Annotated in this window: 20 protein-coding genes; 8 read left to right on the forward strand and 12 right to left on the reverse strand. The window is 72.4% G+C overall.

Annotated features, from left to right (window positions below; all coding sequences use genetic code 11):
- Nucleotides 1-181 precede the first annotated feature (181 nt).
- Nucleotides 182-715 carry a cytochrome b gene (locus E1212_RS13265; protein WP_131983158.1) on the reverse strand — a complete coding sequence of 178 codons (534 nt, stop codon included), beginning with the start codon at nt 713-715 and terminating at the stop codon, nt 182-184.
- Between the two features lie 217 nt (nt 716-932).
- Here E1212_RS13265 and E1212_RS13270 point away from each other — a divergent pair, with 217 nt between their 5' ends.
- On the forward strand, nt 933-1,538 hold the full coding sequence (locus E1212_RS13270) for a dihydrofolate reductase family protein (protein WP_131983160.1): 606 nt from the start codon (nt 933-935) through the stop codon (nt 1,536-1,538).
- A gap of 105 nt (nt 1,539-1,643) precedes the next feature.
- Here the strand turns inward: E1212_RS13270 and E1212_RS13275 are convergent, their stop codons facing one another.
- The 7 genes from E1212_RS13275 to E1212_RS13305 form a co-directional block, all read right to left on the reverse strand.
- A complete protein-coding gene (locus E1212_RS13275) occupies nt 1,644-2,306 on the reverse strand; it encodes a methionine ABC transporter permease (protein WP_131983162.1) in 663 nt (220 codons plus the stop codon).
- Complete coding sequence (locus E1212_RS13280; RefSeq protein ID WP_131983164.1) at nt 2,303-3,355, reverse strand: methionine ABC transporter ATP-binding protein; 1,053 nt, start codon at nt 3,353-3,355, stop codon at nt 2,303-2,305. Before E1212_RS13280 ends, E1212_RS13275 begins: the two co-directional genes overlap by 4 nt.
- Entirely contained in the window at nt 3,355-4,239 is an 885-nt protein-coding gene (locus E1212_RS13285) for a MetQ/NlpA family ABC transporter substrate-binding protein (protein WP_131983166.1), read from the reverse strand. Before E1212_RS13285 ends, E1212_RS13280 begins: the two co-directional genes overlap by 1 nt.
- 470 nt (nt 4,240-4,709) lie before the next feature.
- Entirely contained in the window at nt 4,710-6,254 is a 1,545-nt protein-coding gene (locus E1212_RS13290) for a tripartite tricarboxylate transporter permease (protein WP_131983168.1), read from the reverse strand.
- 16 nt (nt 6,255-6,270) lie between these two features.
- Nucleotides 6,271-6,903 carry a tripartite tricarboxylate transporter TctB family protein gene (locus E1212_RS13295; protein ID WP_131983170.1) on the reverse strand — a complete coding sequence of 211 codons (633 nt, stop codon included), beginning with the start codon at nt 6,901-6,903 and terminating at the stop codon, nt 6,271-6,273.
- On the reverse strand, nt 6,900-7,904 hold the full coding sequence (locus E1212_RS13300) for an amidohydrolase family protein (protein ID WP_131983172.1): 1,005 nt from the start codon (nt 7,902-7,904) through the stop codon (nt 6,900-6,902). Before E1212_RS13300 ends, E1212_RS13295 begins: the two co-directional genes overlap by 4 nt.
- Before the next feature lie 22 nt (nt 7,905-7,926).
- On the reverse strand, nt 7,927-9,030 hold the full coding sequence (locus tag E1212_RS13305; protein ID WP_131983174.1) for a Bug family tripartite tricarboxylate transporter substrate binding protein: 1,104 nt from the start codon (nt 9,028-9,030) through the stop codon (nt 7,927-7,929).
- A 238-nt stretch (nt 9,031-9,268) separates the two neighbouring features.
- Here E1212_RS13305 and E1212_RS13310 point away from each other — a divergent pair, with 238 nt between their 5' ends.
- The 5 genes from E1212_RS13310 (at nt 9,269) to E1212_RS13330 (ending at nt 14,192) form a co-directional block, all read left to right on the forward strand.
- A complete protein-coding gene (locus E1212_RS13310; RefSeq protein ID WP_162605452.1) occupies nt 9,269-10,264 on the forward strand; it encodes an LLM class flavin-dependent oxidoreductase in 996 nt (331 codons plus the stop codon).
- Nucleotides 10,261-11,136: a fumarylacetoacetate hydrolase family protein gene (locus tag E1212_RS13315; RefSeq protein WP_131983178.1), complete on the forward strand. Its 876-nt coding sequence runs from the start codon at nt 10,261-10,263 to the stop codon at nt 11,134-11,136. Before E1212_RS13310 ends, E1212_RS13315 begins: the two co-directional genes overlap by 4 nt.
- On the forward strand, nt 11,133-12,158 hold the full coding sequence (locus tag E1212_RS13320) for an NAD(P)-dependent oxidoreductase (RefSeq protein ID WP_131983180.1): 1,026 nt from the start codon (nt 11,133-11,135) through the stop codon (nt 12,156-12,158). Before E1212_RS13315 ends, E1212_RS13320 begins: the two co-directional genes overlap by 4 nt.
- Nucleotides 12,159-12,242: 84 nt before the next feature.
- Complete coding sequence (locus tag E1212_RS13325; RefSeq protein ID WP_162605453.1) at nt 12,243-12,968, forward strand: GntR family transcriptional regulator; 726 nt, start codon at nt 12,243-12,245, stop codon at nt 12,966-12,968.
- An 18-nt stretch (nt 12,969-12,986) separates the two neighbouring features.
- Nucleotides 12,987-14,192, forward strand: coding sequence for a M24 family metallopeptidase (locus E1212_RS13330; protein ID WP_131983184.1), 1,206 nt, complete (start codon nt 12,987-12,989; stop codon nt 14,190-14,192).
- Between the two features lie 3 nt (nt 14,193-14,195).
- Here the strand turns inward: E1212_RS13330 and tcuA are convergent, their stop codons facing one another.
- Nucleotides 14,196-15,707 (reverse strand): FAD-dependent tricarballylate dehydrogenase TcuA, encoded by a 1,512-nt coding sequence (gene tcuA, locus E1212_RS13335; protein WP_131983186.1) that lies wholly within the window; start codon nt 15,705-15,707, stop codon nt 14,196-14,198.
- A gap of 88 nt (nt 15,708-15,795) precedes the next feature.
- Between tcuA and E1212_RS13340 the strand changes: the two genes are divergently transcribed.
- On the forward strand, nt 15,796-16,872 hold the full coding sequence (locus E1212_RS13340) for a zinc-dependent alcohol dehydrogenase (RefSeq protein WP_162605454.1): 1,077 nt from the start codon (nt 15,796-15,798) through the stop codon (nt 16,870-16,872).
- Nucleotides 16,873-17,085: 213 nt separating this feature from the next.
- On the opposite strand, the gene E1212_RS13345 is transcribed toward E1212_RS13340, so the two are convergent.
- A complete protein-coding gene (locus tag E1212_RS13345) occupies nt 17,086-17,952 on the reverse strand; it encodes a phosphogluconate dehydrogenase C-terminal domain-containing protein (RefSeq protein WP_131983190.1) in 867 nt (288 codons plus the stop codon).
- Nucleotides 17,949-18,974, reverse strand: a complete 1,026-nt coding sequence (locus E1212_RS13350; RefSeq protein ID WP_131983192.1) for a LacI family DNA-binding transcriptional regulator — start codon at nt 18,972-18,974, stop codon at nt 17,949-17,951. Before E1212_RS13350 ends, E1212_RS13345 begins: the two co-directional genes overlap by 4 nt.
- A gap of 20 nt (nt 18,975-18,994) precedes the next feature.
- Between E1212_RS13350 and E1212_RS13355 the strand changes: the two genes are divergently transcribed.
- The gene (locus E1212_RS13355) at nt 18,995-19,879 is read left to right on the forward strand and encodes an SMP-30/gluconolactonase/LRE family protein (RefSeq protein ID WP_203416824.1); all 885 of its coding nucleotides are present in this window, start codon (nt 18,995-18,997) and stop codon (nt 19,877-19,879) included.
- Here E1212_RS13355 and E1212_RS13360 read toward each other — a convergent pair.
- Nucleotides 19,864-20,724 carry an NAD-dependent epimerase/dehydratase family protein gene (locus E1212_RS13360; RefSeq protein ID WP_131983194.1) on the reverse strand — a complete coding sequence of 287 codons (861 nt, stop codon included), beginning with the start codon at nt 20,722-20,724 and terminating at the stop codon, nt 19,864-19,866. The genes E1212_RS13355 and E1212_RS13360 overlap by 16 nt on opposite strands.
- Between the last annotated feature and the right edge of the window lie 103 nt (nt 20,725-20,827).

A 20,827-nucleotide genomic window follows, 5' to 3' on the forward strand; every position in this document is an offset into this window, starting at 1 on the left:
CCTGATCGCCAAACACCTCGACAACAAAGGCAAACGCGGCGCCATGCGCGTGCTCAAACGCCACCTCACCGACGTCATCCACCGCACGCTCCGCCGCGACATCCCACCGCTGACCTGCCACCAGCCAACCGCTTGACATAGAAGCGTCATTCCAAGGCCGGCGAGACCGCTGTCGGAGCCGTCAGAGCATGCGGGTGAGCGTGCGGCGGCGCAGGGCCAGGCCGACGTGGAGAGCCAGTGCGGCATACAGGACCAGATGACCACCGATGTGGACGGCCAAGGCCACGTCGTCCGGCACGACCTCGTACGGAGCCTGCCACTCGTGGTCCTCGGCGACGTCGCGTTCCTCGCCCGAGAGGTACAGCAGCGCGAACCCGGACGCCGGGACCACGAACAGCGCCGCGTACATCACTCGCTCGACCCACGCCTCGACCCGCCGGTCGGCGTCGGTCAGCCGTGAGGACCACGGCGGCAGGGGCGTCCCCGTCCGCCAGGCCAGCCGCAGCAGCGTCAGCACCACGATGGCGCCGCCGAGCCAGCCGTGCACGAACACGGCCGCCTCGTCGGAGTCGCTGTCGTCGGTGCCGGCGACCCAGGCGGACACCGTGTCGATCGCATAGCCCACCGCGAACTGGACGGCCAGGGCGGCCACCGTCAGCCAGTGCAGCGTCTTGGTGACGAGGCCGTACCCGGCCGGACCGTTCCGCAGCGGCATCGCCCCACCCTAGGAGATCGCGCGGGTTGCGAGCGTCGCATCCGTGGGAAGCCTCGCAAGGCGCGGGCGCGAAGGCATGGTGGGGTGCACGTCGCGTGCTCCGCGACGCGGTTTCGTGGTGTGTACTGGCGAGGCGATGGATTCTCGTCAGCCCGCCGATGAGTTCGCGGCTCCCGGCCGGTCACGAGCTCGTGACATCCTAGGAAAGGACACCGCCATGTCGGAGCTTCTCGTCGACTTCATCACCTCCCTCGACGGCTACGCATCGGGAGAGGGCTGGCCCGGATTCTGGGGCCTCGAGGGCCCGGAGTATCTCGCGTGGCTCGGTGAGCAGCCCGAGGCCACCTACCTGATGGGAGCCAACACCTACCGCCTGATGTCGGGCTTCGCCGCCGGCGAGGTCCCGAGTGGCCAAGACGAGTTCAGGCCCGAAGAAGAGGCGTCCGTCGACGAGCTCACGCAAGCCACCAAGGTGGTGTTCTCCTCCTCACTCGAGGAGCCACTGACGTGGGCCAACTCCACGCTGGTCCGCGACGACGCCGTCGAGGCGGTCCGCGCCATGAAGTCGAGTGGCTCGGGACTCCTCAGCACGATCGGCAGCCTCAGCCTGTGCCGATCCCTGCTACGAGCCGGGCTCGTCGACCGCTTCCGGGTCGTGATGTTCCCCGTGATCACCGGGGCCACGGGCGACGAACGCATCTACGACGACTATCCGGACGTCGCCCTCGAGATGATCGACCACCGCACCTTCGACGGCCGCATCCAGCTGGTCGAGTACAAGCCCCGCGTGCTCGAGCACCCGCCCCTCGGCGCCCCTGCGTGACCTCGCCCCGTCCGCCGGTCTGGCCGCCGGTCTGGCTGCCGCCAGGCCGGCGGGCGCGGAGCGGGCTCTGGGCAGACCTGTGCTCGAAGCGCCCGCAGGCACGGATCAGCGGTGCAGCGCCTTCCGCGCCAGCCAGTTCCCGAGCAGTTGCGCCAGCTGGACCATCCCGATGATCACCAGGACCGTGACCAGCGTGACCTCCCAGTTGAACCGCTGGTAGCCGTACACGATGGCGAAGTTGCCCAGCCCGCCGCCGCCCACGTAGCCGGCCAGCGCGGACATGTCGACGATGCCGATGAGCAGGAACGTGTACCCGAGGATGAGCGGCGCGAGCGCCTCCGGCACGAGCACCGTCACCAGGATCCGCAGCCGCGACGCGCCCATCGCCCGGGCCGCCTCGATGACGCCGGGATCGGTGGCGACGAGGTTCTGCTCGACGATGCGCGCCGTCACGAACGTCGCCATGATCGACATGGCGAAGATGACGGCGTCGTTGCCGATCGTGGTGCCGACGACGGCGAGCGTCACCGGCCCGACCGCGGTGATGAAGATGATGAACGGGATCGGCCGCACCACGTTGACGGCGACGTTGAGGATCGAGAAGACGACGACGTTCTCGAGCAGGTTGCCGCGCCGGGTCGCGTACAGCAGCACGCCCAGCACCAGCCCCAGCAGGCCGCCGGACCCCACCGTCACGCCGACGATGTACAGCGTCTCGCGCACCGACTCCCACAGGATCGGCGAGAGCTCGGACCAGTCGCGGTTCATGCGCGCACCCCCGCGACCGCCGCCGTCCCGAGGTCGTCCACGTCGGTCCGGCCGCGCAGGTCCGCGATCAGCGCCGAGATCGCCGCGTCCGAGCCGGTCAGCTCCAGCGTCAGCGAGCCGAACGGCCGCTCGTCGAGCTCGGTGATGCCGCCGAACACGATCGTCCCGTCGACGCCGTGGGCTCGCAGCGCCGCCGTCACGTCGACGCCGGAGCCGGCGCCGTTCTCCCTGATCGCGACGGTGACGATCCGGCCGGGATGACGGTGGCGCAGCCGGTCCAGCGCCTCGGGCGTCGGCCGGTCCTTCAGCGTCGTCGCGACGAACCGGCGGGTAGCCCGCTCGCGTGGCGCGGCGAACACGTCGTACACGGGGCCGTGCTCGACGACCTTCCCGGCCTCCATGACGGCGACCCGGTGGGCGATCGAGCGGATGACGTCCATCTCGTGGGTGATGACGACGACGGTGACGCCGAGCTCGCGGTTGACCCGGCGCAGCAGCGCCAGCACGTCCTGCGTGGTGTCCGGGTCGAGGGCGCTGGTGGCCTCGTCGGCGAGCAGGATCCGCGGCGATGTCGCCAGTGCGCGGGCGATGCCGACCCGCTGCTTCTGCCCGCCGGACAGCTGCCGCGGGTAGGCCTTCGCCTTGTCGGCGATGCCCACGTAGTCGAGCAGCTCGGCGACCCGCGCGGCCCGCCGCTCGCGCGGCCAGCCGGCCACCTTCAGCGGGTACGCGACATTGCCGGCGACGGTGCGCGAGTTCAGCAGGTTGAACTGCTGGAACACCATCCCGATGCCCGCGCGCACCCGCCGCAGCCGCCCTTCGCCGAGAGCGGTGACGTCCTGGCCGTCGACGAGCAGCCGGCCGGACGTCACCGTCTCGAGCGCGTTGACCAGCCGGACCAGCGTGCTCTTGCCGGCGCCGGAGTAGCCGATGACGCCGAAGATCTCGCCGGCCTCGATGTCGAGCGTGACGCCGTCGACCGCGCGGACGGCGCCGGCACCCGAACCGAAGACCTTGCTGACGTCCTGGAAGCTGATCACGGGTGCCATCAGTGCGCGGCGAGGTCCGTCTGGATGCCGTCGAGGATCTCACTGAGCTCGTCGGCCGGATTGTCGATGAAGACGGCCGTGCCGCCGGACGCCTGCGACGACGCCGCCTCGACCTCGGGCGAGTGGTACAGCTCGACCAGCCGCTGGAACGTCTCGTTGTCGGCCTCGTCGGACCGGGCGACCCACACGTTGATGTACGGGCGGGCACCGGGGCTGTCGGCCTGGTCCTGATAGAGGGCGTCCGTGGGCTCCAGGCCCGCGTCGGCGACGAAGTCGTTGTTGATCACCGACGCGTCGACGCTGTTGAGCGCCGTCGCCGTCTGCTCGGCGGCGACGGGGGTGACCGTCACCTTCGACTCGGACTCGACGACGTCCGACGGCAGCGACGTCGAGCTGCCGCCGCCCTCGAGCGTGATCAGGCCGGCGTCCTGCAGGACGAGCAGCGCGCGGGCCTGGTTGGTCTCGTCGTTCGGGATGGCGACCTCGCCGCCGTCGGGGATGTCATCGAGCGACTGGTGCCGCTGCGAGTACAGGCCGAGCGGGTAGATCGCCGTCGCGCCGATGGGCGCCAGGTCGTCGTCGTTCGACACGTTGTACGCGGCCAGGTACTGCAGGTGCTGGAACTGGTTGAGGTCGAGCTGGCCCTGCGACAATGCCGGGTTGGGCTGTGTGTAGTCGGTGAAGTTGACCAGCTCCACGTCGATGCCCTCGTCGTCGGCGAGCTCGGTGAAGACCTGCCAGTAGTCCTCGCTGGCGCCGACCACGCCGATGCGGATCGGATCGCCGGACTCGCCGGACGCGGTCTCGGTGTCGCCCCCGCCGCACGCGGCCAGAACGGCGGCGGCTCCGGCGGCGACGAGGGTCAGGGTGATGCGGCGGTTCATGGCGTGCTGCTCCTTGGTGAGGGTGACGGGTGCGCGGGATGGGCGCGGAAGGTCCCAGGACGGCGCGACGGGGGTCGCCGGCCGGTCCCGGTGGGGGTGCGGGGTGAAGAGGGTGGTGCAGGGTGCTGACTCAGTGACGCGCGGACGGCGTCAGTGGCAGCGGCGCATTCGCATCGGACACGGGCGCATGCGCATGCCGCGGCCGGTGGTGGCCGTGGTCATGAGGCGGGCGGTGTCGGACGAAGCGCGAGACATGCGTCCATCTTCCCGATTGGACCAGTGGTCTCCAAACAAAGTGGCGTGTGATCTCACATCGTGAACGCATCAGGATCACAATGTGAGACCCACCGCGAGACCACGTGGCTCGTAGCCGGGCGAGAGGGAACGGCGGTGATCGACTCTCGAACAGGCTCGGCGTGGTGAGCTTGCTGGTCGTCGCCGCGTGTGCAGCCACTGGATCGCCATGATCATCATGGAGTGTGGCCGGACGGCGGCTGGTGCGCAGCCGCGAGCAGGGCGCGCTCGCGCCGCGTCGTCTTCACGGTCCCGTAGATGCCGTACGCCAGCAGCGCCAGCGCGGCGAGCAGGATCGACGCCGTCCAGGGACGGGTGACGAACTGCCAGAACGACGAGTCGGCGAGCAGCATGCCCTGTCGCAGGTTCGACTCGAACCCGGCGCCCAGCAACAGCCCGATCGCCGCCGCGGCCGTCGAGTACCCGTACCGGATCATGAAGTAGCCGATGATCCCGAAGCCCAGCAGCACGATCACGTCGAACAGCGACTGCCGCAGCGAGTAGATGCCTACGTGCGTCACCACGAAGACCAGCGGCATGATCACCCGCCGGTCCAGATGGATCACCCGCAGCAGCAGCCGGGCCAGCGGCCAGCCGAACGCGAGCAGCAGCAGCGACCCGCCCAGCAGGCCGGCCACCGTCGCGTGCAGCAGCTCCGGCGACTCCTGCATGAGCATCGGGCCGGGCACGAAGCCCTGCAGCATCAGCGCGCCCAGGACCAGGACCATCGAGTCGCTGCCGGGGATGCCCAGACCGAGCGTCGGCACCATCTCGCCGGCCTGCGAGGCGTTGGCGGCGGACTCGTTGGCGGCGACGCCCTCGATGCTGCCCTTGCCGAACTGCTCCGGCGTCTTCGAGGTCAGTTTCGCCTGCTGGTACGACATGACGGCGGACGCCGTGCCGCTCATGCCGGGGATGGCGCCGATCAGCGTCCCGATGAGCGCTCCCATCGCGACCGGCCGGTAGATCGGCTTGAGCTTGCGGAAGCCGGGGAACCGCGCCATCGACTTCGAGGTCGGGAGGATGTCCTCCCAGTTGTAGTTCTGCCGCATGCTGCGGATGATCTCGCTGATGGTGACCAGGCCCAGGACGGCGGGAATCGTCTGGAAGCCGCCGCGCAGCTCCGGGACGTCGAAGCTGAACCGGGCGACGGCGTTGACCGGGTCCGGGCCGACCAGCGAGATCGCCACGCCCAGCGCCGCCGCCATCAAGCCCTTGATGACGTTCTTCCCGGTCAGCGACACGACGGCGACCAGCCCGAGACAGTACAGGGCGAACAGCTCGGGGGAGAGGAACGTGTACGTCAGCGTCGACAGCGGCACCACGAGCAGCACGAAGAACGGGATGCTCACCAGCTGCCCCAGCACGGCGCCGAACAGCGTGCTGCCCAGCGCCAGCCCACTCTTGCCCTGTTTGTGCAGCGCGTAGCCGTCGATCGCGGTGAGGAACGCCGCCGGCGACGCGGGCACGCCCAGCAGCACGGCCGGCAGGCTGTTCGAGAACGAGACGGCGACGCTGATCGTCACCAGGAACGCGACCGCCGTGACGGCGTCCATGCTGAAGGTCAGCGGCACGACGACGCCGATGCCCAGGCCCGACCCGACGCCGGGCAGCACGCCGCAGCAGGCGCCCCACACCACGGCGACCGCGATGGCGAAGATCACGGCCGGGTGCGTGAGCAGCTCGACCGCGTGCCCGAGCGAGTTCAGTGCGAGATCCATGCCTGCTCCCGGTCCGTCACAGGCTCATCCGCGGGATGAGGTCGGCGAAGAAGAGGTCGACGGGGCCGGCCGGGTACTGGACGCCGAACACCCGGTTGAACAGCACCCACAGCACGATCGTGAACACGACCGGGACGACGCCGAGCTTCACCCACGAGCGCACGCCCATGGCGACCAGCCCGAACACCGACAGCAGCAGCGACGACACCATGAAGCCGACGCGGGGGAGCAGGAACACCCAGCCGAACCCGGCCGCCCACATGACGAACGAGCGCAGCGGCGACGCCGGCAGCCCGAACTCGTCGCCCGCGCCGTCCGACGGCACCTGGTTGCCGGACCGCCGCCACGCCAGCAGCCGCCGCCCGATCAGCAGCAGCCCGCCCACGATCAGCCACGCGCCGAGCACGATCGCCAGTCCGTCCGACCCGATCGGGTCGCTGACGCTGCCCTGGCGGATGTCGCGCGACGACACGATGAGCAGCACGCCGATCGCGCTGCCGGCGGCCGCGACCGCCATGTCGATGCGCCGGTCGACCGTCGGGTCCGGATCCTCCACCGTCGGCGGCAGCTCCGGCTCCGGCGGCTCCTCAGGCGACTCCATCGACGACGGTGTCAGCTCACTTCCCGCCTGGCTCGCGTCCGGGCTCATGCATCCCCCAGGAGGCGCTGGACGTTGCCGGCCAGGATGAGCGCGCGGTCCTCGTCGGACAGCCACGAGTACGACTCCAGCCGCCGGACGGGGTCGTCGTCACCCATGTCGGAGGGGTAGTCGGTCCCGAGCACCACCTGGCCGGCGCCGACCTCGTCGATCAGGTACCGCAGCGCGGCCGGCGAGTGCGTCAGCGTGTCGAAGTGCAGCGACTTCAGGTAGTCGCTCGGCACGCCCGCCGGTGCCGTGATCTCGTCGCGCACCGCGCGGCCGTGGTCGATGCGGCCGATGCCGAACGCCGTGTAGCCGCCGCCGTGCGCCAGCACCAGGCGCAGCCCGGGCAGCCGGTCCAGCACCCCGCCGAGCACCAGCGACGCCACCGCCACCGTCGTCTCGTACGGGTTGCCGATGAGGTTCCCCAAGTAGTGCCGCTTGGTCGCGTCGCCGCAGCGCGGGAAGACCGGGTGGACCAGCACCAGCGAGCGGTGCGCCTCGGCCGCCTCGAGCACCGGGAACAGCGACTCCGCGTCCCAGTTCACCCCGTTGACGTGCGTGCCGATGGCGATGCCGGCGAACCCGAGGTCGTGGGTGCGTTTCAGCTCCGCCAGCGAGGCGTCGACGTCGGGCAGCGGCAGCGCGGCCAGCCCGCCGAACCGGTCCGGGAACGCCGTCATCATCTCGGCGATCTCGTCGTTGACGGTGCGCAGCGCGGCGACCCGCTGCGCACCGTCGCGCCCGTACTGGTAGAGCGGCGGCAGCACCGAGACGAGCTGGCGGGCCACGCCCATCGCGGTCATCCGCTCGACCCGGCGCCCGGGCGGCTCGAGATGCACGGGCGACCCGAACGCCATGGCCTTGCCGTTCAGCTCGGCGACCGGCCGGCCCTGCGCGTTCAGGGACATCGGGACCCCGAACCAGTCCCGCCCGGTTTCCGCGGCGTTCACCGCCGACTGCGGGAACAGGTGGGCGTGGACGTCGATGCCGGTCGGCCGCTCTGCCATCGTCACTCTCCCGAGGAGATCGTCACTGCTGGTCGTAGTGGAGCCCGAGCTCCCGCACCACCGGTTCGGCGAACTCGAGGGTGTTGGTCACGATCTCCATCACCTCGTCGTGCGTGTAGGTGACGCCGATGGCGCCGGGCAGGTCGGAGATCCGCTGGGCGTACCCGTCGGTCTCGGCCGCGGCCTTGAACAGCTCGTACAGCCAGTCGCGGTGCTCGTCGGGGACCGACGCCGGGACCAGCAGCCCGCGTACGGAGCCCCAGGGCTCGTCGGCGAGGCCGATGTCGGCGGTGGTCTGGGCCTCCGGGAACGCGTCGGCCGGCTCGTTGCCGATGGTGAGCATGACGTCGATGCGCCCGGCCTGGAAGTGGCTCTGCGCTGTCCCGGGCAGCAGCATGGTGATGTCGGCCTCGCCGGCGCCGACGGTGGTGGCCGCGACCTCGAGGTCCTCGACCGGCAGCACCTCGACCTCGTAGCCGCCCTCCTGGATGAGCCGCATCATGGCGATCTCCAGCTGGCTGCCGACGCGCGAGGCGAACCGCGCCTGGCCCGGGTTGGCCTTCGCCCACTCGACGAAGCCCTCGTAGTCCTGCCAGGGCGCATCCTTCCGGGTGGCCAGGACGAACGGCGAGGTCTCGGTGACGATGACCGGGTTCCAGTCGTCGATCGTCATGCCCAGCTCGTCGGTGATCGGCACCGTCAGCAGGTCGAGCGCGCTGCCGGTCATGGCGCCGACGACGAGGGTGCGGCCCTCGTCGCCCCCGGCCTGGCCCTCTACGAACTGGATGGCCTCCCAGGTGCCGTGCGTTGGGCTCGGCCGGTCCAGCACCTGTACGGGCACCGGCGAGATGTCGTCGAGCAGGCTCTGCATGGTGCGGGCGTAGAGCCCGTCGTCCGAGCCCGGCTCGTCGGCGTTCAGGATGGTCAGATCGCCGTCCGGGAAGCCGCTGGGCAGCGGCTGCAGGACGCCGTCGACGTACTCGGGTTCCCAGTCGGCGTCCTCGGACGCGTCGCCGCCCGCTGCGGCCGTGTCGTCGTCACCGCCGCCCTCACTCACACAGGCCGCCAGGGCCAGCGCCACCGCGCCGGCCAGGGCGGTGGCTCTCACACAGCTCGCGAGTCGCATGCCAGTTTCCTCCCCGGCCTCTGTCCGGTGAATACGGGCATGAGACCTGCGCCTTTGCAGTCGTATTCTCTGCATACAACGTGCACGATAGACCCGAGCCCAGAGGGCGTCAAGGACTCGTAACCAGGCTGTATCCAGCAGGTATCCGTCCAGGACGGCCATTCCGTTGACCCGCGAAGGCACCGGGGAATACGCTGCATACAAGGTGCACACCCGTCGGCGGAGCCGAGGAGACCAGGTGGAGTTCGCGTTCAAGCTCAGCATTCACGGGCAGCATCCGGGGACGGACTTCCGCGATCTGGTCGACCTCGCGGTGTTCGCCGAAGAGGTCGGGTTCGACGGCGTCTACGTCATCGACCACCTGCTGCTGCCCGGCTCGCGGCTGTCCGGCTACACCAACGCCCCGGCCGACCAGCCCTACTTCCTCGACGCCTGGGTCGCGCTGGCGGCCATCGCGCAGGCGACGCACCGGGTGAAGGTCGGCCCGCAGGTGACGCCCATCGGGCTGCGGCACCCGGCGCTGGTCGCGCGCGCGGCCGCGACGCTCGACCAGGTGTCGGGCGGCCGGCTGCTGCTCCAGCTCGGCGCCGGCCACCAGCGCATCGAGTACGCGTCCTACGGGTTCGAGTTCCCCACGCTGGACGACCGCATCACCCGGCTGCGCGAGGGCATCGAGGTCATCCGCGCGCTCTGGGAGACCGACGGCCCGGCCAGCTACCGCGGCGAGCATTACCTGCTCGACGAGGTGCCGTTCTATCCGAAGCCCGTGCAGCCGCGTCCGCCCATCTGGCTGGGCGGCGCGTCGGCGCGCATCCTCGACCTGGTCGCCGAGCTGGCCGACGGCTGGAGCCCGGCGGCACCGCAGGGCAAGGGCATCACGCCGGCGGTGTTCGGCGACGCGCTGCGCGGCATCCGGTCGCGGGTCACCGACGGCCGCCACGTCACCGGTGGCGCGCTGTTCTACACCGTCGTCGACGACGACCCCGCTCGGGTCGAGGCCGCGCTGAGCATCCTGCGCCGCCGCGCCGACTGGGCCGACTACACCGTCGACGACTTCCGCGACCGCGCCATCGCGCTGGCCGGCAGCGCCGGCACCGTCGCCGACGCCATCCAGGAGTACGCGAAGCAGGGCCTCGAGCACATCAGCCTGGCCGTCGTGCCCATCGACGACCTCGAGCTGACCCGGGCAACGCTGCGGCGGCTCGGCGAGGACGTGATGGGGCGCTTCCGATGACGGCGGTCGTGCCGTCGCCGCTGCTGGTCGTCGCGCACGACGGCGACCGGGTCGCCGTCGGCAACGAGCAGCTGGGCTGGTTCGACCCCGGCGGCGACGGCGACCTCACCGCCCGGGTGGTCGCGGCCGCGGCGCAGGCCGAGGAACTGCGGGCGCTGATCGGCGCGGGGTCGCTGCCGCCGGTCGAGCTCGGCCGCAGGCTGGCGCCGTCGCCCACCCCCGTGCAGGTGTTCGGCGCCCCGGTCAACTACCACGCGCATCAGGGCGAGCTCGGCGCGCGTAGCCCGTCGGGCGACGCCACCACGCGTGAACTCGGACTGTTCGTCAAGGCCGTCGGCAGCGTCTGCGGGCCCGACGACGCCATCGAGCTGCCCGCGCTGCCCGGCCGCGAGAGCCACTACGAGGGCGAGGTCGCCGTCGTCATCAGCCGCGGAGGCGGGTCGATCCCGGCGGAGCGGGCGCTGGACCACGTCGCCGGGCTGACCGCCGCGCTCGACATCACGCTGCGGCTGGAGGCCGGCAAGAAGGAGGAGCGGTCGCTGCGCAAGTCGTATCGCACGTTCACCCCGCTGGGGCCGGCGCTGCTGCCGTTGTCGCAGGTCGTGTCGCTGCCGGACGTGGCGGTCGGGCTGACCCTCAACGGCGAGCCGCGCCAGCACGGCACGCTGGCCCAGTTGATCTGCGACGTCCCCGAGCTGATCGCGATGGCCTCCGCCGTCGTCGACCTGCGCCCGGGCGACGTCATCCTCACCGGCACGCCCGCCGGGGTGGGGCCGTTGCGCGACGGCGACGAGGTGGCGGTCAGCGTCAGCGGGCTGCCGCCGTTGCGCCTGCCCGTGCGCCAGGCCGTCGCGGCGGGTGCCCGCGCATGAACGCCGTCGTCGTGTTCAGCGAGCGGCTCGGCGCTCTCGGCGAGCCGGAGCGGCGGATCGCCGCCGAGACCGGGGCGGAGCTCGCCGTCGAGCCGCTGTGGACCGAGGAGCAGCTGATCGACGCCGGCGGCCGGGCCGACGTGCTGGTCCTGGGTGCGGTGGAGCCGGTGACGGCCCGGGTCATCGACGGGCTGACGCGCACGACGCTGCTGGTCCGGCGCGGCATCGGGGTCGACAACGTCGACGTGGCGGCGGCCACCCGGCGCGGACTCCCGGTCGCCTACGTGCCCGATGCCAGCGTCGAGGAGGTGTCCGACCACGCGGTCGCGTTGCTGCTCGCGGCCGAGCGCCGGCTGGTGGCCGCCGCCGACGCCGTCCGCGACGGCGACACCCCGGCCGCGGGTGTCGCCGTCGGGGCCGCCCGCCGCTTCGCCGACCTCGTCGTCGGCGTCGTCGGGTTCGGCCGCATCGGGCAGGCGACGGCGCGCAAGCTGGCCCCGTTGGTGGCCCGGGTGGTCGCGGCCGACCCGTACGGATCGCCGTCGGCCGCCGCTGCCCTGGGCGTCGACTTGGTCGAGCTGGACGAGCTGTTCGCCGTCAGCCACGCCGTCACGCTGCACGCCCCGCTGATCGACGCCACCCGCGGGCTCGTCTCCGCGGAACGCCTTGCGCTGCTGCGGCCGGGCGCCGTGGTCGTCAACACCGCCCGTGGCGAGCTGGTCGACGAGGCCGCGCTGGTCGAGGCGGTGCGGACCGGGCAGGTCGCCGTCGCCGCCCTGGATGTCACCGCGCGCGAGCCGCTGCCCGCGGGCGACCCGCTGCTGAAGGAGCCGGGCATCGTCCTCACCGGGCACACCGCCGCGAAGGGCCGGCGGTCCGGGCGGCAGCTGCGCGACGAGGTGGTCCGCGCCGTTCTCGACGGGCTGGCCGGGCGGGCGCCGCGGCACCTGGCCGACCCCGCGGTGCTGGAGCAGCCGGCGTGCGCGCTGGCGGGCGACGCGGGGGGCCCGGGCGATGGATGAGGTTCTGGTCCGGAGGGCGTGGTGTGATGCATGCTTCGAGTCGATCGGCCGGCCCGGGCCGCCGGCAGGGACGGAGTGGCGGACATGACCATGCAGGACGGAACCGGCCAGGCGGAGACGGCGTCGCCGTTCGCCTCTCGCGCCCTCACCGATCTGTGGCGGCGGCAGGGCCGGTCCCTGGCGACGTCCGAGAGCGTCCACAAGACACTGCGCGAGGCGATCCTCCAGCAGATCCTCGGCCCGGGGACCAGGCTGGCCGAAGAGGACCTCGCCGGCGGCTTCGGCATCAGCCGCACCCCCGTCCGTGAGGCGATCCTCCGGCTCGAGGCCGAAGGGCTGGCCGAACGCAGTTCCGGCCGCACGGCGTACGTCACCGAGATCAGCCCGCGCGAGATCGTCGAGATCTACGAGGTCCGCGGCGCCATCGACGGCCTCTCGGCCGAGCTGGCCGCCACGCGCATCGAGCCGCCGGCGCTCAGCGGCCTCGAGTGGACCAACCAGCAGATGCGCGAGGCCGGCGAGCAGGGCGACTTCGTCACCATGGCCCGGCTCAACCTCGAGTTCCACGAGCAGCTGGCGACGGCGTCGGGCAACGCCTTCCTGCTGCAGATGCTCATCGCCGTCCACGACCGCGTCCGCCGCTTCCCGGGCACGACGTTCGCGCACGGCGACCGCTGGCGCGAGGCCGTCGAGGAGCACGACGCCCTGCTCACGGCGCTGCGCTCGCGCGACGCCGAGGCGAGCGCGCGGCTGGCCCGGGCGCACATGAATCGCTCCCGCGACGTGCGCATCGCGACCCTGGACGACTGACCGGATCGAGGAGGACCGATGCCCCTGGTGGCCGACTGGCGCCGCGACGTCGACTACGACGAGATCCGCCGGCTGCGGCGGGCGCGGCTGTCCGACGCCATGGCGCGGGCCGGGGTCGACGCGCTGGTCCTGTTCGAGAACGCGAACGTCCGGTTCGCCGCCGGGCTGCGGCCGCTGTATGCGCCGAACTTCCAGGTCAGGCAGGCCGTCGTCGTGACGGCGGACGACCCCGGCGCCGTCGTGTTCGTGCACCAGGACGACACCCCTCACCGCCGCAAGACCATGCACTGGCTGGACCCCGCCGATATCCGCGAGTTCCCGACCGGCGTCGTGCTGGAGGGCGGCGGTGCGTCGGCGCTGGCGCCCCTCGGCGACGCGCTGCGGCAGCTCGGGTTCACGTCCGGACGGGTCGGGACCGACATCGGGACGCCGGCCAGTCTGGGCAACCTGGCCGCGCTGCTCGGCGGATCGACGCTGGTCGATGCCAACGCGCTGCTCAACCAGGCCCGCATGGTGAAGTCGCCCGGCGAGGTGGTGCTCATGCGGCATGCGTCGGCCATCGTGGACTCGGCGATGCGGCGGGCGGTGGCGATGCTGGCCCCAGGCGTGCGCGAGTGCGACGTGCTGGCCGAGGTGATGCACGAGTTCTACACGCACAACGCCGAGGTGCCGCAGTGCAACCTCATCGTGTGCACGGGCGACAACACCGCGCCGATGCAGCGTTTCGCCGGCGACCAGCTGGTGCGCTACGGCGACCTCGTGTTCATGGACATCGGCGCCTGCTTCAACGGGATGTTCTCCGAAGAGACCCGCACCGTCGTCGTCGGCACCCCTCATGAGACGCAGCGCGAGGTGTACCGGCTGGTGCACGCGCTGCATTCCGCTCTGATCGACGCGGTGCGGCCCGGGGCGACGGGGGAGGACCTGCAGTCGGTGGCCGCGGGGGTGCTCGACGGGCACCGGTTCGGCGGGAACCTGCAGAAGATGATCATCGCGCACGGCATCGGCGTCGGCTACGCGGAGTCCCCGTACATCGCGCCGCCCGGCCGGCCCACCCCGAAGCTGGTGCTGGAAGAGGGCATGATGCTGGCGATCGTGCCGACGGTGCTGGTCGAGGGCGTGCCCGGCGGCGCCGGCGTGCGCTTGGAGGACGTCGTCGCCGTCACCTCGTCCGGCGCGGAGGTCCTGACGGTGCACCCCTACGACGACGCGCTGCTCGCCTGAGCGCTACTCGGCGGCGGCGGCCAGGCCGGCGCGACGGCCGAGGACGGCGCCCGCCGAGAGTCCGGAGCCGCCCGGGTAGTTGCCGTAGAAGATGCCGCCGACCGTCTCGCCGGCGGCGTACAGTCCGGCGATCCGCTGCCCCGTCCGTCCGATGACCCCCGCGTCGCCGTCGACCCGCAGGCCGCCGAACGTGAACGTGATGCCGCAGGTGACCTCGAACGCGTAGAACGGCGGCTGCTCGATCGGGACGGCCCAGTTGCTCTTCGGCGGCCAGAGGTCGGCCGCGGCCTTGCCGTCGCGCGAGGTCGGGTCGAACGGGGCGTCCGACGCGGCGGCGTTGAAACGGTCGACCGTGCGGCGCAGGCTCGGTGCGTCGATGCCGGCGCCCTCGGCGAGTCCCTCGATGGTGTCGGCCATGACGCGCGGCGCGACGTCGGGGTCGTACTCGGCCGGGTCGACCAGCGCGATGGTCTGGCTGTCGAAGATCTGGAACGCGCGGCGCGACGGCTGGGCGAGGATCTCGCGGCCGTACTTGGCGTAGGTGAAGTTGCGGAAGTCGGCGCCCTCGTCGAGGAACCGCTCGCCGTGCAGGTTGACGACGATGCCCAGCCAGTAGCCCTGCTTGGTGGCCCGGTTGCTCAGCTCGGGGTCGCCGGCGTGCGGGTTGGTCGAAGCGTCCCAGGCGGTGGCGTGCGCGCCGCTCCACTCGCCGGCCGACCCGGCCCACGACCCGACGGCGGTCTCGAGCAGCTCGCCGGTGTTGAACGGGGTCCCGCGCACGTGCGCGAGGTCCCAGCCGGGGCCGAGGTAGGCGGCGCGCAGCCGCGGGTTGGCCTCGAACCCGCCGGACCCGAGGACGACGGCGTGCGCGTCGATCCGCACGGGACGCTGCTCGCGCAGGTCGTAGGCGACGACGTGCTCGACGTGGCGCAGCCGGTCGTCGAAGCCGAGGTCGACGACGGGGGTCTCGAAGTGAAACGTCACCCCGGCCCGGAGGCAGGCCTGGTACAGCCGGTCGACCAGCACCGGGCCCTGGCCCTCGACGCCGAGGAACAGCCCGCCCCAGAACTGCCAGCGCCCGTCGACGTGGTGCGACTGGCGGTCGTACATGAGCGTCCACGGCACGCCCTGGTCGCGCAGCCAGCGGGCGGTCTCGGCCGACCCGTCGATGATCTGCTGCGCGAGGACGGGGTCGGTGCGGCCGCCGGTGATGCGGTCGAGGTCGCGCTCGAACTCCTTCGCGGAGTACGTCGGCAGGTCGGTGGCCGGGCGGACCCGCTCGCGCATGCCGTCCTCGCCGAGGATGCCGGCCAGCGTCTCGACGTCGTCGACGGCGATGCGGTAGGCGCCCGCGGTGTAGAAGGAGTTGCCGCCCATGCGATCGCGCGGCGCCTTCTCGAGCACGACGGTCCGCCGGCCCTCCTTCGCCGCCGACAGGGCCGCGTTCAACGCCGCGTTGCCCGTGCCGACGACCACGACGTCCGCTGCCAGGTGACCGTCCCGCACCGTTCCCATGGACCCTGCCCTACACTCAGTGTGTGCTTCGTATACAACGGACACATTAGTGGTTCGCGGGCGCTCACGCCAGGGAGGTGCTGCGGTGATGCAGGCGTTGGTGAAGACCCATCCCGGGCCCGGCCTGGAGCTCTCCGACGTCCCGGTGCCGCGGCCCGGCCCCGGCGAGGTGCTGGTCCGGGTCGCCGTCGCCGCCGTGTGCGGGTCCGACGTCGCGCGGTACCGCTGGAGCCGCAACTACGAGGCAGGCGCCGCCAAGGACATGACCCGCGACCTGCCGCGGATCCTCGGCCACGAGTTCTCCGGGACGATCGCCGACGTCGGGCCGGACGCGCCGCCGGACCTGCCGGCCGGCACCCGCGTCGCGATCCGCAACATCCTGGGCTGCGGCCGGTGCCGGTCCTGCGTCGTCGGCTACGCGAGCACGTGCACGCGACGGCGCACCATCGGCGTGCACACCGACGGCGGTTACGCGGAGTACGCGGTCGTCCCGGCGGCCAACTGCACGGTGCTCGACGACGGGTTCGACCTGCATCTGGCCGCCGCGCTGCAGCCGTTCGCCATCGCCACGCACGCCGTCGACAAGGCGGGCCTGACCCCCGGCGCGACCTTCGCCGTCTGGGGCCTCGGTCCGGTCGGGCTCGGCGTCGTCATGGCGGCGGCGCTGTGCGGAGCGGCCGCCGTCGCCGCCTTCGACCTCAACCCGGAGCGCGTGGCCGAGGCGCGGGCGCTGGGCGTCCCGGCGTACGACCCGCGCGAGACCGCCCCGGAGTCCGTGCTGGCGCCGCGGTCGGCCGAAGCGCTGTTCGATGCCGCCGGCGCGGGCGCGGCGGTGCTCGAGCAGGCCGGCACGCTGGTGCAGCGCGGCCCGGTGGTGCTGATCGGGAACCTGCCCGGCCGGGTCGACGCCGAGCTGATGCCGCTGATCATGGCCGAGCAGCGGATCCTCGGCGTGCGCTCCTATTCGGCGCCGGCGTGGGACCGGGCCGTCCGCACCGTCGCGTCGACCCCGTTCCACCGCACCCTCGGCGACGAGGTGCCGCTCGGCCCCGCTGCGCTGGAACGGTTCGAGCTGGCCGCGAGCGGCGGCGGCCGCCCGTTCGCCGTCGTCCCCGGATCGGCCCGGAACAGGGCCGCCCGCGCCGGCGCTGCTGATCGACGTTGAGGCGACGACGGACGCAGGGCAGCGCCGCCCGGGCGAGGAGGAGGAGATCCGGCTGACGACGGTGCGGCGGCCGTCGAGCCGGTTCGCTCGCCGGCGCCGGGGCGGCCGGCCGCCACGTACCCGCGCGACGATGGACCTGGTCGGCGTCACCGCGGACGAGGTCCTGGCGGACTACTCCGCTGTCATCCGGGTCACGCCCACCCGGATCCGCGCCTACTGACGCTCGATCCGCTCCAGGTGCAGCATGCGCGCCAGCACGCGGTCGAGCTCGTCGTCGCGGAAGATCTTCTTCCAGTCGTCGCGGACGATCGACTCGCGGCCGTAGTCCATCGCGATGAGGCAGGCGTCGGAGAACGGGTTCGACCCGCGCAGCGTGTTGGCCAGCGCGACCTGGGTGTGACCGAGCAGCATCGCCCGGGCGGCCGGCTCCGGCACGCCCATGGTCGACACCGCCTCCTCGAGCGCCTCCTTCAGCAGTGCGCCGATCATGCAGGCGACCGTCTCGACGAGCGTCGGCTCCAGCTGGGCCAGCTGCTTCACCGTCACCCAGTGCACGTCGAGCACCGGCGCGTACATGGCCCGGATCACCGCCTCGGCCCGCGTCCGCGCGAGCCCGTCGTCGCCGTCCGGAGCCTCGACGGCCGCCACCACGTCCTGGGGCGCCGCGATGCCGCCGAAGGTGTCGGCGTACTCCTCGGGCGTGTGCCGCTCGAGGAACACCGAGGGGTGGCAGGGATGCGCGACCGCCTGGACGACGTCGTCGCGGCGGGCGAGCAGGCCGGCGTAGGCCGCCGCCGGGTCCAGCGTCAACACGATCGCGCCCGCCTTCAGCCGCGGCACGACGGCGCCGGAGACGGCGGCGAGCGCGAGGTCGGGGACGGCCAGGATCACCACGTCGGCGCCGGGCACGGCGTCGTCCGCGGGCGTCACCGTCCGGCCGGCCGCCGTCACCCGCTCCACGCCGGCCGGCGACGTCTCGGCGTAGAAGACGGTGTGCGGCGTGCGTTGCAGGTTGTCCGACACCCGCATGCCCATCTTGCCGCCGGCGCCGATGACGGCGATGGTGAGGTTCTCGGTCATGGTTGCTCCTGGGGTCGAGTGCTCGCCCGGACGACGAGCTCCGGCGGGTAGGTGCGCTGCGTGTCGTCGGCCGTGCCGTCGAGGAGGCCGAGCAGCAGGTCGACGGCGGCCGCGCCGAAGTCCACCTGCGGTGCGCGGATCGAGCTGAGCGGGATCAGCGACGCGGCGGCGAACTCGATGTCGTCGTAGCCGATCACCGCGACGTCCTCCGGCACCCGCACGCCCGCGGCGACGAGCGCCTGCAGCAGGCCGAGCGCCACCAGGTCGTTGACGGCGACGACGGCGTCCGGGCGCCGGGTCGCGGGCCGGGCCAGCAGCTCGGCCGCGACCGCTCGTCCCGCGGCGATCGTCCGTACCGTGGTCGTCAGCACCTCGAGCGAGCCGGCTCCGCTCTCGCGGACCGCGTCGCCCGCGCCCTGAAGCCGGTCGCCGGCCTGGCGGATGCGCAGCGGCCCGCCCACGAACGCGAGCCGGCGGCGGCCCAGCTCGAGCAGGTGGCGGGCGGCGAGCCGGCCGCCCATGACCTCGTCGACGGCCACGGAGGGCTGCGCCGACCCCGCGGCGGCCCGGCCGAGCAGCACCGACGGCGTCCCGCGCTCGCGCAGGTGGGCGAGCCGCTCCTCCATGGGCTCGTGCGACGCGACCAGCAGGCCGCGCACCCGGTGCTGCTCGAACTGCCGCAGGTAGGCGTCCTCGCGGTCGCGGGTGGCGTGCGTGTTGGCGATGAACACCGACAGGCCCGCCGCGGCGGCGCGCCGCTCGACCCCCTCGGCGACGGCGGCGAAGAACGGGTTGCTGACGTCCGGGGCGAGGTAGGCGACGGCGTCGCTGCGGCCCAGCCGGAGCTGCCGGCCGGCATGGTTCGGCACGAAGCCGAGCGTGTCGATGGCGCGCCGGATCCGCTGCGCCTTCTCCGCCGACACGCGGTCCGGGCGGTTGAGGTAGTGCGACACGGTGCCGCTGGCCACCTCGGCCAGGGCGGCGACCTCGCGGATGCCGACCTTCCGCCGGGGCGCCGTCATGGCCCTGGCATTCTGTACGCGTGACCAGCCCTCTCGCCGATGGCGCCGCCCTGGAGCAGCTGTACACCGGAGCCGTGTGGGCCGAGGGCCCCGTCTGGCTGCCCCGCACGGGCCGGGTGCGCTGGAGCGACATCCCGAACGACCGCATCCTCGAGTGGTCCGCCGACACCGGCGAGACCACCGTCTACGGCACCGCCGTCGAATACACCAACGGCCGAACCCTCGACCTCGACGGCCACGTCGTCCAGTGCTCGCACGGGCGGCGCCGGGTCGAGCGCGACGTGGACGGCGTCGTCACCCCGATCGTCGACTCCTTCGAGGGGCGGCGGTTCAACTCGCCCAACGACGTCGTGGTGGCCGCCGACGGCTCGATCTGGTTCACCGACCCGCCGTACGGCATCCACGAGAGCGGCCGCGAGGGTCACCCGGGGGAGCAGGAGTACGGCGGCTGCTACGTCTTCCGCTACGACGAGTCCACCGGCGAGCTGACCGCCGTCGTCACCGACATGGTGCACCCCAACGGCCTGGCCTTCTCGCCGGACGAGTCGGTGCTGTACGTCGCCGACACCGGCGCGCGACCGGGCGACCCCGGGGATCGCTCGATCCGTGCCTACGACGTCGTCGGCGGCCGGTGCGAGAACGGGCGGGTGTTCGCGACGGTGCGACCGGGCGCCTCCGACGGGCTCCGGGTCGACGAGGAGGGCCGGGTGTGGTCCTCGAGCGGCGACTCCGTGCAGGTCTTCACGCCCGACGGCGTCCGGGTCGCCCGCGTGCCGGTGCAGGAGTTGGTCTCGAACGTCTGCTTCGGCGGCGCCGACGGCACGGACCTGTTCGTCACCGCGAGCACCAGCCTGTACCGGATTCGCACCACGACCCGGTCGGCGACGCATCAGCGCACCGCCTGAGCGGCGGCGTACTCCGTGCGCCAGTCGTGCGCCGGCGCGTAGCCGAGGTGCTCGCGGGCGCGGTCGATCGCGACCAGCGACTCGAACCCGGCCAGTGGCTTCCGGACCGTGACGCCGGGGAACCAGCGGCGGGCCAGCTCGGCCGACGGGATGCTCAGGCCGGTGTCGGCCGCAGCCACGTTGTAGACGGCGGCGCCGGGCCGGGCCGCGTCGAGTGCCAACGCGACCGCCATGGCCGCGTCGCGCACGTCGACGTACGAGCCGAGCAGGTCGCGCCGGTAGGCCGGATCGCCGGCCCGGGCGAACGTGTCGTAGCCGCCGGGCGCGACGAGGTTGGTGAAGCGCAGCGCGGTGATCGACAGCGCGTCGTCCCAGCGGGCGAACTGGCCGGCCATCGTCTCCTCCAGGACCTTGACCAGGCCGTAGGTGTTGCTCGCCGCGGTGACGTCCTCGTCGAGCGGCAGGTACGGCGGCGGCTGGGCGAACGGGAAGCCCATCGCGGTGATGCTCGACGCGTGGACGACGGTGCGCACTCCGGCCCGCAGCGCGGCGAAGAGCGTGTTGAACGACGCGGTCAGGTTGGCGTGGAACGTGGTGACGTCGGGGACCAGGCCGTTGACCGGGATCGCCGCCAGGTGCACCAGCGCGTCCACGCCGTCGTGCCGCGCCGTCACGCCGAGCAGGGCGTCGAGCGTCTGCCCGTAGTCGGCGAGGTCGACCCGGGTGAACCCCGGCCCGGCCGGCCCGGCGAGGTCGAACCCCACGACGTCGTGTCCGCCGTCCCGCAGCCGGGCGACGGTGGCCGTCCCGAGGGTGCCCGAGCTGCCGGTGACCGCGATGCGCATCGCCTCATCGTGGCCGGACCATTGAATCGTGTCAATGACATGGCTATCGTCGGTGCCCGGGCGTCCTGAACCGTCTCATCCCTCGTCCGGAACCGGGAGTGCC

Source organism: Jiangella ureilytica, from assembly GCF_004348545.1.
In the GTDB taxonomy this organism is placed as follows: domain Bacteria; phylum Actinomycetota; class Actinomycetes; order Jiangellales; family Jiangellaceae; genus Jiangella; species Jiangella ureilytica.

Coding starts and splice junctions, on each gene's coding strand:
- E1212_RS13360 (WP_131983194.1), bottom strand. CDS start 20,724: ATGCGCATCGCGGTCACCGGCAGCTCGGGCACCCTCGGGACGGCCACC.
- E1212_RS13305 (WP_131983174.1), bottom strand. CDS start 9,030: ATGCGACTCGCGAGCTGTGTGAGAGCCACCGCCCTGGCCGGCGCGGTG.
- E1212_RS13340 (WP_162605454.1), top strand. CDS start 15,796: ATGCAGGCGTTGGTGAAGACCCATCCCGGGCCCGGCCTGGAGCTCTCC.
- E1212_RS13285 (WP_131983166.1), bottom strand. CDS start 4,239: ATGAACCGCCGCATCACCCTGACCCTCGTCGCCGCCGGAGCCGCCGCC.
- E1212_RS13325 (WP_162605453.1), top strand. CDS start 12,243: ATGACCATGCAGGACGGAACCGGCCAGGCGGAGACGGCGTCGCCGTTC.
- tcuA (WP_131983186.1), bottom strand. CDS start 15,707: ATGGGAACGGTGCGGGACGGTCACCTGGCAGCGGACGTCGTGGTCGTC.
- E1212_RS13330 (WP_131983184.1), top strand. CDS start 12,987: ATGCCCCTGGTGGCCGACTGGCGCCGCGACGTCGACTACGACGAGATC.
- E1212_RS13350 (WP_131983192.1), bottom strand. CDS start 18,974: ATGACGGCGCCCCGGCGGAAGGTCGGCATCCGCGAGGTCGCCGCCCTG.
- E1212_RS13345 (WP_131983190.1), bottom strand. CDS start 17,952: ATGACCGAGAACCTCACCATCGCCGTCATCGGCGCCGGCGGCAAGATG.
- E1212_RS13275 (WP_131983162.1), bottom strand. CDS start 2,306: ATGAACCGCGACTGGTCCGAGCTCTCGCCGATCCTGTGGGAGTCGGTG.
- E1212_RS13290 (WP_131983168.1), bottom strand. CDS start 6,254: ATGGATCTCGCACTGAACTCGCTCGGGCACGCGGTCGAGCTGCTCACG.
- E1212_RS13270 (WP_131983160.1), top strand. CDS start 933: ATGTCGGAGCTTCTCGTCGACTTCATCACCTCCCTCGACGGCTACGCA.
- E1212_RS13320 (WP_131983180.1), top strand. CDS start 11,133: ATGAACGCCGTCGTCGTGTTCAGCGAGCGGCTCGGCGCTCTCGGCGAG.
- E1212_RS13265 (WP_131983158.1), bottom strand. CDS start 715: ATGCCGCTGCGGAACGGTCCGGCCGGGTACGGCCTCGTCACCAAGACG.
- E1212_RS13300 (WP_131983172.1), bottom strand. CDS start 7,904: ATGGCAGAGCGGCCGACCGGCATCGACGTCCACGCCCACCTGTTCCCG.
- E1212_RS13280 (WP_131983164.1), bottom strand. CDS start 3,355: ATGGCACCCGTGATCAGCTTCCAGGACGTCAGCAAGGTCTTCGGTTCG.
- E1212_RS13315 (WP_131983178.1), top strand. CDS start 10,261: ATGACGGCGGTCGTGCCGTCGCCGCTGCTGGTCGTCGCGCACGACGGC.
- E1212_RS13295 (WP_131983170.1), bottom strand. CDS start 6,903: ATGAGCCCGGACGCGAGCCAGGCGGGAAGTGAGCTGACACCGTCGTCG.